This window comes from Halobacteriovoraceae bacterium (assembly GCA_020635115.1).
In the GTDB taxonomy this organism is placed as follows: Bacteria; Bdellovibrionota; Bacteriovoracia; order Bacteriovoracales; family Bacteriovoracaceae; genus JACKAK01.
Genome location: JACKAK010000006.1, coordinates 233,697 through 248,515 on the forward strand (window position 1 = coordinate 233,697; position 14,819 = coordinate 248,515).

Genomic DNA, 14,819 nt, shown 5'->3' on the forward strand with positions numbered 1-14,819 from the left:
GTAATTCATCTCTGGATTTAACTCAAATAATTTCTTATGCTTATGCTAGCAATGCAACTGAAGGAGAAGTATGACAGATCAATTTGCACGGGTTAATAACACATGTATTGTTATAATAACGATCATTCTAGTCACGTTCTCACTCAATTTTACAAAACCTGTGTTGGTTCCCTTTGTTTTTGCTTTTATTATTTATGAAATTTTAAATCCAATGATCAATTTTATGCAATCTAAACTTAAGTTAAATCGTGTTCTATCTACATTTATTACAATGGCCGTAATTATTTTCTTTTTAAGTTTAGCTATTTTTTTTATTGCAAATTCTTTAGAACATTTCATTAAAAGTGCAAATGTTTACAAAAATAGGCTCGTGACCTCAATCCAATGGTTTAGTGATACCGCTCATCATTTTGGGTATGACATTAACGCAAGTGTCATTCAAGCTGAAATTCGTGAAATGCCGCTATTAAAAATGGCAAATAATGTAACAGGAAATGTCTTGGGCTTTATAGGAAGTTTTTTTCTTATTTCAGTGATGTCCTTATTTCTGGTTTTAGGGGGTACAACCAAAGAAAGCAGCTCTCAGACAGTAAGAGATATTCAAAATAAAGTTTCAAGATATCTGGCCACAAAATTTTTTACTTCTACAGTCACTGGTTTGGTGACTTGGATTTTTCTAATCATTGGAAAAGTTGATTTAGCACTCATGTTCGGAATAATTACAATTTTGCTCAATTTTATCCCTACAGTTGGTTCGATTCTCGCAACAACGCTCCCTTTACCAATAATCCTTTTACAATATGGCCTAGGTTGGCAATTTTATTTTGTATTAATTGGAACAAGTTTTGCTCAAATTATCATTGGAAACATTATTGAACCTAAACTTATGGGTGTAACTTTGGATTTACACCCCATCAGCCTTTTAATTTCATTAATCTTCTGGGGATTGGTTTGGGGATTACCTGGCATGTTTTTAGCAGTACCAATTACCGCATCAGTCAAACTCGTTTTTGACAGGATTGAAGCAACCAGACCTCTTGCTGAACTTCTGGCCGGAAGATTCAATCCTTCAAAATAGTTCATTTCAAATAGGTATAGCTCTTCAAACACTCTTCGTAAAAATCTACCAATCTTACTCCCTCTCGAGGTTGTATTTTTCCTCTTTGAATTTGGCGATCAATATTCTTTTTCATTACCATGGCCATATAGTCGGGATTGTATTGCATTGTAGAGAGTACTTGTTCGGAAGAATTTCCTTGAATAACTTCTTCAATATAAAAGTCAGTTGGATCGTCATCATCACAAAAAACATGAACTTCATTCAAGCGTCCAAAGAGATTATGCATATCTCCCATGACATCTTGATATGCTCCAGTTAGAAAAATACCAATATAGTATTCTTCCTTTCCCTCAATATCATGCAAGGGTACAGTCTTGCTTTTTCCATCCATAGAAATAAATTTATCTATTTTCCCATCTGAGTCGCAAGTAATGTCGACCAGGGAACAGTTTTTTGTAGGACGTTCATTCAAATAAGATATGGGGACAATTGGTAACAATTGATTAATGGCCCAAGAATCAGCAGTTGATTGAAAGACTGAAAAATTGCAAATGTACTGTGAAGACAACTCCTCGTTAAGATTTTGAAGTCCTGAGGGTACTTTTGAAATTTTATTGGTGATTTCCTTAATACTTTCAAGAAGCTCCCAATATATTGTTTCAATCTTAGCTCGTTCCTCTAACTCGATAACCCCTAATCTAAATGCACTCATACAGTCAGTTTTTATCTGAAGGGCCTCATTATATGTTACTTGAAAATTATCTGCACTAAGATCATTATATAGAGCTCGAATATTGCTTACGAGTATATGTTCTCCAGTAACTTTATTCGTGTTGAAGTGTTTGGTCTTTTTTTCGATGGAATCAATAACGTTCGTAATAACACATGAGTGATGAGCAGTTATAGATCGTCCACTTTCAGATACAATATTGGGGTGAGGAACTCCTTCTAAATCACAAACTTGTTTGAGTCCATAAACCACATCTTCAACGTATTCATTCAAATTGTAGTTTTTAGATGAGTCACTTACCGATTTAGAGCCGTCATAATCAATGGCAAGTCCACCTCCAATATCAAAATAATCTATGGGTACACCCATTTTACGTAGTTTTGCATATATTCTGGCAGATTCTGAAACGGCCTCAGAAATAGTTTTAATATCAATTACCTGGCTACCAATATGAAAGTGGATCAATTTAATAATACTAAGCTTTTCTTTATCTTTGAGTTCTTTTACAAGTTCTATGATTTCAGGGATCGTTAGGCCAAACTTTGCATTGTCCCCTCCGGAATCTGCCCATTTGCCGATTCCACGGACTGAAATTTTGGCCCTAATTCCAATCATGGGCTTTATCTTCATTTCTTTTGCGACTTCAAGTAAAGCTCTGAGTTCAGAAAATTTTTCAATAACAAAAATGACTTTTCTTCCAAGTTTGCTACCTAAAAGTCCTAATCTAAAAAAATCTTTATCTTTATACCCATTGAGAATAGTCAGTGAGTTTGTATTTGTGTTGTAGGCCAGTGCTGATAAGATTTCAGGTTTAGATCCTGCTTCTAATCCGTAATCGTAATTTGAACCTGCATCGACAATTTCTTCCACGACTTCACGCATTTGGTTGACTTTAACGGGATAAACTCCGAAATATCTTCCCTCATATTTAGACTCTTCAATTACGTTTCTAAAAGTTCTATTAAGTTTTTTAATTTGAGATCGAAGAATATCATGAAATCTAATAACTGCAGGAAACTGGATTCCTTCGGATTTAATTTCTTTAATGACTTCATCAATATCAATATTGACTGTATGATCGCCTTCCACAGGTAATACGGCCATATTTCCTTTTTCATTGACTGTAAAATACCCTTCGGCCCATTTTTCAATACAATAAGTTTGAATTGCTTCTTCTATGCTCCACTGTTTACTCATTGTCACCTCTGTCTAAAACTAAAAGAAGTTCGCGAACTACTTTTGCTGCAAAAACATCGCTATTACCTGTACTATCAATTTGAGGAGATAGCTCCACCACATCACAACCTACAAAATTCTTATTCTTTAATATTTTTACAAGACTGATAAAAGAATGAAAATCTTCTCCTCCTGGTTCAGGGGTCCCTGTGCCTGGTAAAAATGAAGGATCAAAATAATCTAAATCCAAAGTGAGATAGATTGGTCTATCATTCGAAATTTTTTGTACTTTTTCTAAAAATTCTTTTCTAGAATGACACTGTGTTTTATTTTCCTTCATCCAGTCAAACTCTTCCTTCGTCCCTGAGCGGATACCGTATTGTATAAGTTTATGGTTATCTCCAAAATGATCCAAAGCTCTTTTTATTATGGAAGCATGTGAAAAATGATGCCCTAAATACCCATCTCGTAAATCTGCATGAGCATCTAGGTGTAATAAAACTAAATCCTCATAGGCCATCAAATACTGAGTAATAGGAGCGTAGCTTATAGAGTGCTCTCCTCCAAGTGTCATTACTTTCAGTCCATTTTTTATTAATGATGGAGTAAAGTTTTCAATAAAGAAATCTGTTCCGCTTTGCCATACTTCATCTACATCATCTGTCTGATTTAAGGGAAGATTTCCAAGATCGTAAAACTCTATATCTTGAAGATCTTTATCGAGATAAGGTGAATAAGTTTCAATTCCATCTGAAATTTTTCTTAAAGCATTTGGCCCATCAACTGTACCTTTTCTGAAGCAGGCCGTTCCGTCAAATTCAAATCCGACCATATTTATTTTGCTTGGCACAACGGATGTTGAGTATTTCGAACAATCATAAAAAACTTCACTTTTATGAAACATCATAAACTCCTAAAACATTGATTTAAGAGTTATGGTCATATTCTTTTTATTGCTTATGGTCAATAAGAATCAGTGGATACGGCACTCTTTTTAAGGTCAGTGTTTTGGGGGGAAGAGGGCCGTATCCACTTAAAGTGAGAGAATGACCTGCAAAAAAGTTTGGAGGGCCTTTTTACGGTATGGACGCAGGCCATTCTCTCTTTACTAAAACAAAAACACCAACAAGGAGAATATCTTTTTAAAAATGGTTTAGTCCGTAAACAATTCATTCGAAGGATTAAACCAGTGAGGACTCTTTCCACGCAACCTCCTTTAAAAAGTTTTTTAGGTCTCGTCCTCACAAGATTGATAATGCCTTTTTTGAATGCAAAGTTTGTCATGCGTGTGTTAAATAGATGTCAAAACCCATTGAAATTATGTCAAAATTTATTAAATTTTGCTTTAAAAGGATGAACATGGATAAAAAAATACTTCTCACCGCAGCATTATTAGGAATCTCAACATCAAATGATGTACTGGCCATGGGGGATATGACTGGAATGGAAAAATGCAAAGGTGTTTCACCAATGGCGGCCAATTCTTGTGGGGCAAATTCTCATGCTTGTGCTGGTTTTGCTAAGCAGCAGTTTGAAAAAAATGAATGGATAAAAGTAAAAGAAGGGACATGTGACAAAATAAAAAAAGCACTGGAGGATGAGGATTTAAAAAACTATATCAAGCAAATTGCTGAAAATGCAAACATGTATAAACGCTTTTAAATCTTTTGTGAGATAAACACATGCCAAATCATTTAGACGTTGAAAAAGAGCGCTTAACAGTTTTTGAATTTTTTTTTAAGTACTACTCTTTTTTTGCATTAATTTTAAGTCTTCTTTTTCTCGTTTTATTTAATGATCTTGTATTTATTATTTCAAAAGAAAATTTTCTGACCTATTTTTCTCTTTTTGTTTTAGCTTGGGTGCTATGTGATTTTTCAATAACTCTTTTTGCAAATCAAAAAAGTATACATGGCCTACTTTTGAAAAGAGACGATTTAAAAATGCGTTCACTTCATATTAAGTTGCCTTATCTCGAAGGTATATTTTTAACTAACTATAAGCATTTCTTAGAGTCTCATGGAAAATCATCTTTTATAACAAAGCTTATCGTTTCTCTTATTTTTTACATTTTATATTTTTTTCTTTTTTATTTTATCCTTATCAATTTCATTGATTTTTTTAAATATCTTCTCCCTCTTATTGTTGCATTTTTTGGGCCTAGAATTGGTGCTTTTTTGGCCTCAAAAAGGATTTCAAGATCTATAGAGCTGAATCTTTTTGTCGATGAGATTTATCTTAAATATAATCTGCTCACTATTGGTGACTTATATATACTCACTCTAAAAAATGAATGACATCATTTTACCTTAGGTAGCTCTCTCCACGAAGTTGTGTAGCGTGGAGATTTATGCTCCCTTAGCATTTTCCATGCATTATTATCTACACCACACGAAGCAGAACGAATCATTTGAGGGCCTTCTCTTAAATTGACTTGGTCTATTGTTTTCATTAACTGTTCACTCAGAAGACTATCGGCCTGCTCAAAAAGGCTGATTTGGTTTTCGTCTTCTTCGATGATGTCACATAAACGTACACCGGCCTTCTTGTACTCAAAACCTGAACGATAGTTAGTCTCTACGAGTTGTATGGCCTTTTCTATGAGCTTTCTAGTATCTAAAGTTGCAGTTAAAAATTGATATGTATCATAAGCGTAGTATTGCTCATTGTCTTTAAAGGGAGATGTTCTAAAAAACACATCAATCCTCCTACACACAGATCCTTGTTTTCTTAATTTTTCAGCAGCAGAGCTCACATAGTTTGCAACTGACTCCTTAAGGGCACTTAAATCGAACACCCCCTGCCCAAAAGAGCGAGAGCACATAATTTCTTTTTTTTTCTCAATTTCAATCTCAATAGGAAAGCAACTGATGCCGGCCAACTCTTGTTTTGTTTGAAGGCCAACTTTTGTAAGAATCTTCTTAATATACGTCTCATTTTTATAATCACGAAATTGCTTGGCGTTTTTTATTCCTAAAGATTCTAGTTTTTTAGCATTTGCTCTTCCAATCCCCCAAATATCACTCACCCCCACTCTCTCAAGAGCAATATCTTGAAGTCTTTTCTCGTTGAGAACAACAACTCCTTTGGCCTTATCACTTCTTTTACCTATGAAATTTGCAATTTTTGCCATTGTTTTTGTAGGAGCAATTCCTACACTAACGGGTATTCCTACTTCCTTTTCAATGGTTTCTTTAATATGTCTTCCGTAATCGGCCAACTCGTTTTCACGTATTCCTTCTAAGCAAAGAAATGCCTCATCAACGGAATAAATTTGCAGGGTTGGAGTCAGAGTGGCCAAGGTTCTCATCACCCTATCAGAAACATTCGTATAAAGGGAAAAGTTGGAGGAAAAAACGGCAACTCCTTTTTCTTTGCAAAGATCACGAATTTTAAAATAGGGATCTCCCATTTTAATTCCCAAACGTTTGGCCTCATTAGTTCGAGCGATGGCACAACCATCATTATTGCTTAGTACTATTACTGGTACATTTTTAAGATCTGGGCGAAACAAACGCTCACAGCTGCAAAAAAATGAATTACAATCAACGAGAGCAATCATTTGAAGTGTCTGGCCACGCCGACGACAACGCCAAAAATTTCAAGTTCTCCATCGGCGATAATGATGGGTCTAGTCGTTGTATTATCTGAATGTAAGACAACGTGATCTCCTCGATGAAAAAATCGTTTACAGATCATGCTACCTTCAAAGTGTGCGATAACGATTTGGTTATTACAGGGGCGAATTGAGCGATCCACAATTAGCACATCTTTAGGCATAATGAGAGGTAACATAGAGTCCCCTTCTGCTTCAAAAAAATAGGTGGACGCCTTATTTTTCACAAAGCGCTCATCGAGGGAGAGATAATTTTCAAGATGGTCTTCACTAATCCCAAATAGGCCACATGCCGCTCTGGCAGTATGTTTCAATTTAACTACATGCATAAAGAAAAGTATACCATACGTATTACTTACGTAAAAGACGCAGCAAGGATTGCCGTGTATTTGGTGTTCATCCTAGGAGGTTACTGTATTAACGCATCAAGTCTTTCTTAATTTAAATTGTTCTCTCCCATGACTCATCACTTTGTTATATCTTCGTACTGAACGTACTTATGGCCTTGAGACTCACACAACTGCTTTCTTGTGACCTTACCACTTTTAACAGCATCTCCACAATTTGTTGTATACATTGATTTACAAATCTTTTGATCAAGTGAGTCTTCCCAATCCTTAATCATCATTCGAACGTCACCAGAACATTTGTCAACAGAACAGGTATTAAGTTTTTTGTTCACATAAATCATACATTACGGAAAAAATGAAAAAGCAGACGTTGAAAAAATTAAAAATATTAAAGTTAAAATCTTCATATAACTCCCTTTTTGCGAAAAAGAACATAAATGATAATTATACCCAATCTGATTTAAATATCTCATTATTTTATTATATCTTCGTACTGAACGTACTTATGGCCTTGAGACTCACATAACTGCTTTCTTGTGACCTTACCTTTTTTAACAGCAATTTCACAATACGTTGAATACATCGATTTACAAATCTTTTGATCAAGTTCGTCTTCCCAATCCTTAATCATCTCTCGAACGTCACCAGAACATTTGTCAACAGTACAGGTATTAAGTTTTTTGTTCACATAAATCATACATTGTGGAAAACGTGAAAAAGCAGACGTAGAAAAAATTAAAAATATTAAAGTTAAAATCTTCATATAACTTCCTTTCCGCAAAAATGATATCAAGAATCTTCATCTAAGGAAAATATAATTTTCTTGCTTCGAACAGAATGAGAACAAAGATTTTTGTCATAATATCTATAATTATTCTGACATGGATTATACTCCTCTCTGGCCCATTGTTCATCTTGATAAATGTTTCTGATAAAATATGTTTTGGCCGGCATGAATTCGGGAATATGAAGATATTTAAAACTAAGCATTTCAAGAGATTCTTCTCGATTCCATCCCATATATTCTTGAACATAAATGGCCGTGGCCTCTCCTGTTCGATCTACCCCTGCTCGACAATGCACTAAAATAGGTCTTGGTGCGTTTTTATAGGCATCAAGAAGTTTAATAAGATCTTCTTTGTGCGGTAATCTTTTAGCACTCATCTTTATGTTAATGAGTTCGGCATCATAAAGTTTTGCAGTCAGTTTTTCTGTTTCAAACCAAACTTCTCCGGGAGCTTCTCCTCTCAAATTAATAATTGTTTTAATTCCATATCTGGAGATGGCCTTCTCAAATTCTTCTCCTGTAAGTTGTGCTGAACGATAAAAATTTCCAGGATCAATTTCATGAAAATTTTTGGGTAAATGACATCCACAAAAGAGGAAACAAATAAGTATCATCAAGTTTGAGTGCATAATTCATTCCTTTGAAAATAGTGTAAATATCTATCGGCAAATAGAATAAAATTTTTCGTATTAGAATTGTGTGAGAAAATAGTTAGACATATTTTATGATTGAGTAATCGTCTCAAGCAAATAGAATAAAATACAAATTGGTTTCTTTCTTGTCCATAGGTATAATATATTATGTGTTTTTCAATTGAAGTAGACAGAAATATTAAACGTCTTTCAGGCCAATTTGAAGCAACAGCTGATGCTCAAGCATTTGCAGATTTTTTAAGTTTTGAAAAACAATATCCAAAAATCTTTAAACGTCCGCAGAAAGATAATAGACTTTATCCAAACTATTCAACACCTATTCTTCTAAATTTAAAAAATCAATTAACGTTACGTCCTTTTCGTTATCGCATACGACCCAATGGAAGTCCTAAGGAAATTCCCTCAAAGTATAATTTGTTCAATGCTAGGTTAGATTCACTAGAGAGTAGAAAAACGTGGAAGGGAATTTTCATGCGTAATCATTGTTTAGTTCCATATTTAAGTTTTTATGAATGGGTTGAAGATAATGGAAAAAAACGGCTTATTCATTTTTTTTCTAAAGATGATAAATATCTAATGGCCCCGGGGTTATATGACAGATGGATTTCTCCTGACAAAAGTTATTATATCGACTCCTTTGCAATTATTACAACAAATCCTCCCACAGAGATCGAGCAGGCAGGGCACGACCGATGCCCGATATTTATTAAAGAAGAATATTATAATGAATGGCTTAATCCTAAGATGTTAAAAAAGAAAGATGCATTTGAAATTCTCAAGGATATTAAAAAAACTCACTATTCTCACGAATGGGCCTAAAAAGATTTATCTCCATCCTTGTTTTACAACAAAGGATGGAGAAGATTAGTCTGTTAAATAGAATCTAAGATTTCTTGTTTGAACTCATCAAGAAAAATTCCTAAACAGGCCAATTTCCCTTGGTCAATTAAACAAGTCTGATCAACTTCTTCCAAGACTTCTTGTATAAGATTGCTACCGGCAACTCCTTTGTACAGGCCTTCCATTCTAACAGATTTTACGTCTGGATTGTCTGTTGAAATATTACAAGTGTAGGCGTCAACACTTCCTAGGTCACAAACGATTGTATAAGTAAAACCTTGTTCGATATAAGATTGCATATAAGAATTGTCATCAACTTTCACGATATTTAAATTGACATCTTCAGTGCTAAATTCAGATACAAAACCAAAAGGATAAAAATTGGTTACAGTTTGAAATCGAGGAGGAAGACCTTGAATTTCTTGTTTAACAGCGGCTTTCTCCAAAGTATAAGTGTTTCCCTTGTGAGTTTTAATAGTAATAAACTCTGATTCGGACACGGAACTCACATTCATAGAATCCACAACTAAATTTACAGATGTGAGTTCAGAGTAAATTCCTTTATCTGCCATGGCCTTTTTCATAATTGCGTTCATACGCCCAAGAAATTCTTGTTGAATGGTATTAGCAAAAAGTGGTGATACTGTGACTAATGAAAATAAAACTCCGGTAAAAAATTTTTTCATATGACCTCCAAGTCAGTTTCAAGCGAGCAACCTTACTCGATAGAGAGAAGGAACAATGAATCATAGAAAAGTAAAATGGTCTGGTAAAGAAAAAATATTGATATTATCATATTTGAAATATGTTGCATTGAAACATTTTGGTCTCCCCAAAGAGGAGACCGACTATTTAATTAGATCTTAGGTGACGCGTTAAGGATTTCAGAGGAACATCCGGCCTCAAATAATTTGAAGTTTTCAACAAATAAGGAAGCGAGTTGCTTCTTTTTGTCTTCAAAAGCTTTTTGATCTTTCCAAGTATTTTTAGGAATGAGGATTTCAGAAGGAACATTGTCAACTTCAGTCGGTATTTCAAAACCAAAAGTCTCATCAACGACAAAATTTGCATTTTTAAGTTTATGATTGTTAATGGAGTCAATAATAGAACGAGTATGCTTAAGAGACATTCTCTTACCTTCACCGTAAGCTCCACCAGTCCAACCAGTGTTAACAAGCCAAACATCAGTGTTAAATTTTTTCATTTTATCAGCAAGAAGCTCAGCATACTTACTTGGATGCCAAACCATAAATGCTGCACCAAAGCAAGCTGAGAAAGTAGCTTCAGGCTCAGTAACACCCATTTCTGTACCTGCAACTTTTGCGGTATACCCTGAGATAAAATGATACATTGCTTGTTGAGGAGAAAGTTTACTTACTGGAGGTAAAACCCCAAAAGCGTCACATGTGAGAAAGACGATATTTTTAGGATGTCCACCAAGGCAAGGTATTTTAATATTTGGAATATACTCTATTGGGTAAGAAGCACGAGTATTTTCAGTTATTTTACTACTTGTATAATCTACTTCTCTTGTTGATTCGTTGAAGACAACATTTTCAAGAACCGTTCCAAATTTTATAGCATTAAAAATTTCAGGTTCTTTTTCAGCAGAGAGATCAATACATTTGGCGTAACATCCGCCTTCAATATTAAAGACACCTTCATTTGTCCAGCAATGCTCGTCATCTCCAATCAAACGTCTTTTTGGATCAGCTGAAAGGGTTGTCTTTCCTGTTCCTGATAGTCCAAAAAAGATAGTAACATCATCGGACTCATCAACGTTAGCAGAACAATGCATTGAAAGGACATCATTTTTTGGCATGATATAATTCATGATGGTAAAGACACCCTTTTTCATCTCACCAGCGTAGAGAGTTCCAAGAATTACAAATTCTTTTCTATCAAAGTTAAGACTTACTGAGGTGGAAGAGGTCATTTCAGGAGTAAATTTATTGGCCGGAAAGGCCCCTGCATTGTAGATGGTATAATCTGGTTCACCAAAAGTTTTAAGTTCTTCTTGAGTTGGGCGAATAAGCATATTATGCATAAACAGTGCATGATACGCTCGATGGGTTACAACTCTCACTTTGATTTTGTATTTTTCATCCCAGCCAGCGTACCCATCAACGACATAGATTCTCTTTCTACTATTAAGATAATCTATGGCCCTTTCACGATTAATCATGAAAGTATTTTCGCTTAATTCCATATTTATATCGCCCCACCAAATATCCTCTTTGGTTGAATCTTGAACGACAATTCTTTTATCTTTGGGACTTCTTCCTGTTTTTTCACCAGAACTTACAATAAGTGCACCAGTACTTGAAATGGCAGAGCCTTTTTCAAATGTGAGAGCTTCTTCATAAAGCTGAGCAGGATGTAAATTTCTAAATATATTATCGGCCTTGATACCAACAGAACTAAGATCAATAGTTTCCATAAAAAATCTCCTCAAAACAAATTTCAGCAAATTTATAGTATTAATACTGAAGTGAGAACCTTAAAAAATGATTAATTGCCAAAAAAGCTCTAGTTCTTTGCGCTGCGATACATCCCAAGGAAAATGAATAATATGACTACGACAAAAACAGTTATATGAATACCCTCTATTGCAAAAGTTGACATAATAGTTTCACTATTTCTAATTGACTCTAAAACAGCATTTTCTGCAACAATAGACGTTGGATAAACTTGATTTCCCATATTTACCTCGAAGAATTTTTTAACTAAACAACCTTATAACACGAAGCTTAGTGATTTGTGCTATTTTTTTAGTAACTTTATGTGGTAATTTCTGCCCAAAAATTCAATGTCTCTCCTCTAATGACGATAAGTTCTTATAATGTCAAAGGAAAGAAATGAAAGCACTATTTATCAGTCAGCAAAAAGATAAGTGGGAGCTATTTACAAACTTATTTAACGCACACTTTAGTAAAATTGTGCTCCGTCCTGCTTCAGCAATACCTGAACTTGTTGAGTCTCTCAGTACAGAAAGTGACATTGGGCCAATTATTATCGATACGTATATTGAAATAGACATACTCGACTTTATGGTTGCCATCAACGACTTAGTGGGTGAGAGGCCGGTCATATTTTTTGGAAGCCATTCAAAGTTAAAACAAAAAGTAACTGATGAATTATTTAATTCACACCAAGACAACGCTTTCATTTATGATCCAATTAACAAACAGCAATTTATAGACGCTATAACTCCTTCAGTTGATTGGAAAACTCAAGAAAATTTTGAAGATTCACTAGTTGAACTTAGCTTAGATGATTTTCTTCCAATGAAGATTAAAAATTTTTATTATTTTGATAGTTTTCCTTATGATGTTTACTTACAAATTACACCTAAAAAATTTGTAAAGCTTATAGCAAAAGATACAAAATATAGTCACTCAATGGTTCAAAGTTATGTGAAAAAAAAGGTGAAATACTTTCATGTTGCCAAAGAAGACCAACTTCAATTCTTAGAAGAGACAATCCTTTCACTTTCTCGATCTCTTAAAAATAAAAATGTTCCCTTAAAAAATACGATTAATACTCAAATTTTTTCTGCCTCAATTATACATCAATATGTGCGAATTGTAGGAATCAGTGAAACGCTTCGAATGTTTGTTAATATTCTTATGGATTCAACGTTTCATGTTTTTAAAAAAACTCAGGAGCTCACTAGTATATTGAAAGAATTCGAAACTAATGAAGATACTGTAGGTTTTGGAACACTGGCAATTATGACTGCTTATGTGAGTGATGTTATGTTACATAAAATGGGTTGGAATAGTTCTTTAACAAGAAAAAAAGTAATGCTTGCTTCCTTGTTATTAGATTCAACTCTCACGAATGATGATTTATTATATATAGACGATCAGAATTCAAAAGAATTTGAACAACTCGATGAAGAAGATCAGCAAGCTCTCCTAAATCACCCCAAAGCAGCTGGAATAATTGCAACACAGTTTACAAAATTTCCAGACACAGATTTTCTGATAATCCACCATCACGAATCACCTGATGGGAAAGGCTATCCCTACGGATTGTTGCCTCACAAGGCAACTGAGATTAATTGTGTCATGATTGTCGCCTATCAGTTTTCTTTAAGAATTTTAAAAAAAGGCTATACACTAACTAACGCCATGCTGGTTTTAAAAGAACTCAATGAAACTCACAATTTTTCAAATTACAAAAACCCTTATAAAGCGCTAGAACTTATTTTTAAGCAAAAACTATAGTTTTTTTTAAAAATTAGACTTTTAGATGAATAAGTTGATCTATAATTTTTTTATAGGTACTATTCGAAAATTTCTCTTTAAGTTCTTTAATAACTTCTTCTACATTGAAGTTGTATTCTTCTCGAGGGTCCATGCTTTTTAACAAGTATTCAACGCAGGCCTCAGCAATTATAATCACTTTCGCTAGAGGAGTTATATCATCTCGATAATGAACGGCAATACCTTTTCCATCGGTCATCCCATGATGTTGGAAAACAATAACATCTGCCCCCATAGGACATCCTTTGAGTTCTCGAACAATATTTCCGGCCATAGAAGCATGATTTAGAACAATTTCTTTTTCGCGGTCAGTAACACCTTCTAAAAACAAATAATCATATTCATTTTTTATCATTGGGAATTTCATGGAAAGTGGTACTAAAAATATATCATGAAAGAATAAAACAAAGGCAACTTTATCTTTTTGGGCCTGATTTCCCCAACTAACTTTATCTAAAAGAGTGTGTGCCACATGGGTTGCTAGAATTGTATGCATGTACACAAAACTCGTTTTATTTTCTAGGAGCTCTGTTAAAAGTGCTCCAATCTTAGGCATATCTTTTATGGCACTATTAATAGATTTCGCACATTCCTTAGCTAGTGGCATAACAACATTGGGATTTATATTTCCTGTTGAAAGTTTTGCTGCAAGTGAGTCCATTCCTATTTCCGTTAATGAAACTCTCTCTTGAGCGGATAATTTTTTCTTTTGAAGATTCGTAATAATTGATGCTGTGATATCGTTAATAGCATGAAGGCGATTCATTTTATTGATATATAAGGTGTTAACCTCAATATCCCTTAATCCTTTTAAAATTTTTCGATCAATGATTGTATTCGCTTCAAATAAGATTTCATACTGCTCATTGTATTCTTTATAGATATTACAAAACAAACTATCAGTTGCATATAGAGATGCTAAAGGGATGGGAAAAAAATCAGGAACTTCAGTATTCATCATATCTTGAGCAGTTATTCCTTTTTCTTTTGCAAAAGCACGGACTATTTCTCTGATATTAAAAACTGATTTTACACAAACTCCAAAATCAGAATTTTCCATCCCTAATAAAATAAATTTTTTACCTTTGAATTGGGTTAACCCAATAAGTTCTTTATGATCGACATCAGAAATTTTTCTTGTATCGACTATAAGAATTTTAAAATCATCATTAACTTCATCAAATTTAGAAATTTTTTCTAAATTCACTCCGGCGTACGCCATAAAATTAATGGCCATTAATTGAAAAAACTCAATATCCTTGGTGAAGATAAAATATTCGTTCAAAAATGCCTCCTAAAATTAATATTTTAACATAATTAACTTTCTGAAATCAGA

At 34.0% G+C, this 14,819-nt stretch carries 16 protein-coding genes; 5 read left to right on the forward strand and 11 right to left on the reverse strand.

Features of this window, described 5'->3' with window-relative positions:
• The first annotated feature begins 70 nt into the window (after positions 1-70).
• Positions 71-1,078, forward strand: a complete 1,008-nt coding sequence (locus H6622_11200) for an AI-2E family transporter (GenBank protein ID MCB9062078.1) — start codon at positions 71-73, stop codon at positions 1,076-1,078.
• A gap of 1 nt (position 1,079) precedes the next feature.
• On the opposite strand, the gene speA is transcribed toward H6622_11200, so the two are convergent.
• Positions 1,080-2,987 carry a biosynthetic arginine decarboxylase gene (speA, locus tag H6622_11205; protein ID MCB9062079.1) on the reverse strand — a complete coding sequence of 636 codons (1,908 nt, stop codon included), beginning with the start codon at positions 2,985-2,987 and terminating at the stop codon, positions 1,080-1,082.
• Positions 2,980-3,873 (reverse strand): agmatinase, encoded by an 894-nt coding sequence (gene speB, locus H6622_11210; GenBank protein ID MCB9062080.1) that lies wholly within the window; start codon positions 3,871-3,873, stop codon positions 2,980-2,982. The genes speA and speB overlap by 8 nt, the downstream gene beginning before the upstream one ends.
• 452 nt (positions 3,874-4,325) lie before the next feature.
• On the opposite strand from speB, the gene H6622_11215 reads away from it, so the two are divergent.
• Both H6622_11215 and H6622_11220 read left to right on the forward strand, forming a co-directional pair.
• Complete coding sequence (locus H6622_11215) at positions 4,326-4,628, forward strand: DUF2282 domain-containing protein (protein ID MCB9062081.1); 303 nt, start codon at positions 4,326-4,328, stop codon at positions 4,626-4,628.
• A 20-nt stretch (positions 4,629-4,648) separates the two neighbouring features.
• Positions 4,649-5,263: a hypothetical protein gene (locus tag H6622_11220; GenBank protein ID MCB9062082.1), complete on the forward strand. Its 615-nt coding sequence runs from the start codon at positions 4,649-4,651 to the stop codon at positions 5,261-5,263.
• A 2-nt stretch (positions 5,264-5,265) separates the two neighbouring features.
• Here H6622_11220 and H6622_11225 read toward each other — a convergent pair whose 3' ends face one another.
• The 5 genes from H6622_11225 to H6622_11245 form a co-directional block, all read right to left on the reverse strand.
• The gene (locus H6622_11225; GenBank protein ID MCB9062083.1) at positions 5,266-6,528 is read right to left on the reverse strand and encodes a Y-family DNA polymerase; all 1,263 of its coding nucleotides are present in this window, start codon (positions 6,526-6,528) and stop codon (positions 5,266-5,268) included.
• Entirely contained in the window at positions 6,525-6,911 is a 387-nt protein-coding gene (locus H6622_11230; GenBank protein ID MCB9062084.1) for a S24 family peptidase, read from the reverse strand. Before H6622_11230 ends, H6622_11225 begins: the two co-directional genes overlap by 4 nt.
• Positions 6,912-7,048: 137 nt before the next feature.
• The gene (locus H6622_11235; GenBank protein ID MCB9062085.1) at positions 7,049-7,264 is read right to left on the reverse strand and encodes a hypothetical protein; all 216 of its coding nucleotides are present in this window, start codon (positions 7,262-7,264) and stop codon (positions 7,049-7,051) included.
• A 140-nt stretch (positions 7,265-7,404) separates the two neighbouring features.
• Complete coding sequence (locus H6622_11240; GenBank protein ID MCB9062086.1) at positions 7,405-7,695, reverse strand: hypothetical protein; 291 nt, start codon at positions 7,693-7,695, stop codon at positions 7,405-7,407.
• Between the two features lie 26 nt (positions 7,696-7,721).
• Complete coding sequence (locus H6622_11245; GenBank protein ID MCB9062087.1) at positions 7,722-8,348, reverse strand: tyrosine-protein phosphatase; 627 nt, start codon at positions 8,346-8,348, stop codon at positions 7,722-7,724.
• Positions 8,349-8,519: 171 nt separating this feature from the next.
• On the opposite strand from H6622_11245, the gene H6622_11250 reads away from it, so the two are divergent.
• Complete coding sequence (locus H6622_11250; protein MCB9062088.1) at positions 8,520-9,191, forward strand: SOS response-associated peptidase family protein; 672 nt, start codon at positions 8,520-8,522, stop codon at positions 9,189-9,191.
• Between the two features lie 53 nt (positions 9,192-9,244).
• Here the strand turns inward: H6622_11250 and H6622_11255 are convergent, their stop codons facing one another.
• From H6622_11255 to H6622_11265, 3 genes are all read right to left on the reverse strand, one after another.
• Positions 9,245-9,898, reverse strand: a complete 654-nt coding sequence (locus H6622_11255; protein MCB9062089.1) for a hypothetical protein — start codon at positions 9,896-9,898, stop codon at positions 9,245-9,247.
• A 170-nt stretch (positions 9,899-10,068) separates the two neighbouring features.
• The gene (gene pckA, locus H6622_11260; protein ID MCB9062090.1) at positions 10,069-11,652 is read right to left on the reverse strand and encodes a phosphoenolpyruvate carboxykinase (ATP); all 1,584 of its coding nucleotides are present in this window, start codon (positions 11,650-11,652) and stop codon (positions 10,069-10,071) included.
• A gap of 89 nt (positions 11,653-11,741) precedes the next feature.
• Positions 11,742-11,915 (reverse strand): hypothetical protein, encoded by a 174-nt coding sequence (locus H6622_11265; GenBank protein ID MCB9062091.1) that lies wholly within the window; start codon positions 11,913-11,915, stop codon positions 11,742-11,744.
• Between the two features lie 155 nt (positions 11,916-12,070).
• Between H6622_11265 and H6622_11270 the strand changes: the two genes are divergently transcribed.
• The gene (locus tag H6622_11270; GenBank protein MCB9062092.1) at positions 12,071-13,444 is read left to right on the forward strand and encodes a hypothetical protein; all 1,374 of its coding nucleotides are present in this window, start codon (positions 12,071-12,073) and stop codon (positions 13,442-13,444) included.
• Positions 13,445-13,457: 13 nt separating this feature from the next.
• Here H6622_11270 and H6622_11275 read toward each other — a convergent pair whose 3' ends face one another.
• Entirely contained in the window at positions 13,458-14,768 is a 1,311-nt protein-coding gene (locus tag H6622_11275; GenBank protein ID MCB9062093.1) for a hypothetical protein, read from the reverse strand.
• Positions 14,769-14,819: the final 51 nt, after the last annotated feature.

Bases quoted from the DNA above. Each gene is read 5' to 3' on its own strand.
- H6622_11215 (MCB9062081.1), top strand. From the start codon at position 4,326: ATGGATAAAAAAATACTTCTCACCGCAGCATTATTAGGAATCTCAACA.
- H6622_11200 (MCB9062078.1), top strand. From the start codon at position 71: ATGACAGATCAATTTGCACGGGTTAATAACACATGTATTGTTATAATA.
- H6622_11240 (MCB9062086.1), bottom strand. From the start codon at position 7,695: ATGAAGATTTTAACTTTAATATTTTTAATTTTTTCTACGTCTGCTTTT.
- H6622_11230 (MCB9062084.1), bottom strand. From the start codon at position 6,911: ATGCATGTAGTTAAATTGAAACATACTGCCAGAGCGGCATGTGGCCTA.
- H6622_11220 (MCB9062082.1), top strand. From the start codon at position 4,649: ATGCCAAATCATTTAGACGTTGAAAAAGAGCGCTTAACAGTTTTTGAA.
- H6622_11225 (MCB9062083.1), bottom strand. From the start codon at position 6,528: ATGATTGCTCTCGTTGATTGTAATTCATTTTTTTGCAGCTGTGAGCGT.
- pckA (MCB9062090.1), bottom strand. From the start codon at position 11,652: ATGGAAACTATTGATCTTAGTTCTGTTGGTATCAAGGCCGATAATATA.
- H6622_11245 (MCB9062087.1), bottom strand. From the start codon at position 8,348: ATGCACTCAAACTTGATGATACTTATTTGTTTCCTCTTTTGTGGATGT.
- H6622_11270 (MCB9062092.1), top strand. From the start codon at position 12,071: ATGAAAGCACTATTTATCAGTCAGCAAAAAGATAAGTGGGAGCTATTT.
- H6622_11255 (MCB9062089.1), bottom strand. From the start codon at position 9,898: ATGAAAAAATTTTTTACCGGAGTTTTATTTTCATTAGTCACAGTATCA.
- speB (MCB9062080.1), bottom strand. From the start codon at position 3,873: ATGATGTTTCATAAAAGTGAAGTTTTTTATGATTGTTCGAAATACTCA.
- H6622_11250 (MCB9062088.1), top strand. From the start codon at position 8,520: ATGTGTTTTTCAATTGAAGTAGACAGAAATATTAAACGTCTTTCAGGC.
- H6622_11265 (MCB9062091.1), bottom strand. From the start codon at position 11,915: ATGGGAAATCAAGTTTATCCAACGTCTATTGTTGCAGAAAATGCTGTT.
- speA (MCB9062079.1), bottom strand. From the start codon at position 2,987: ATGAGTAAACAGTGGAGCATAGAAGAAGCAATTCAAACTTATTGTATT.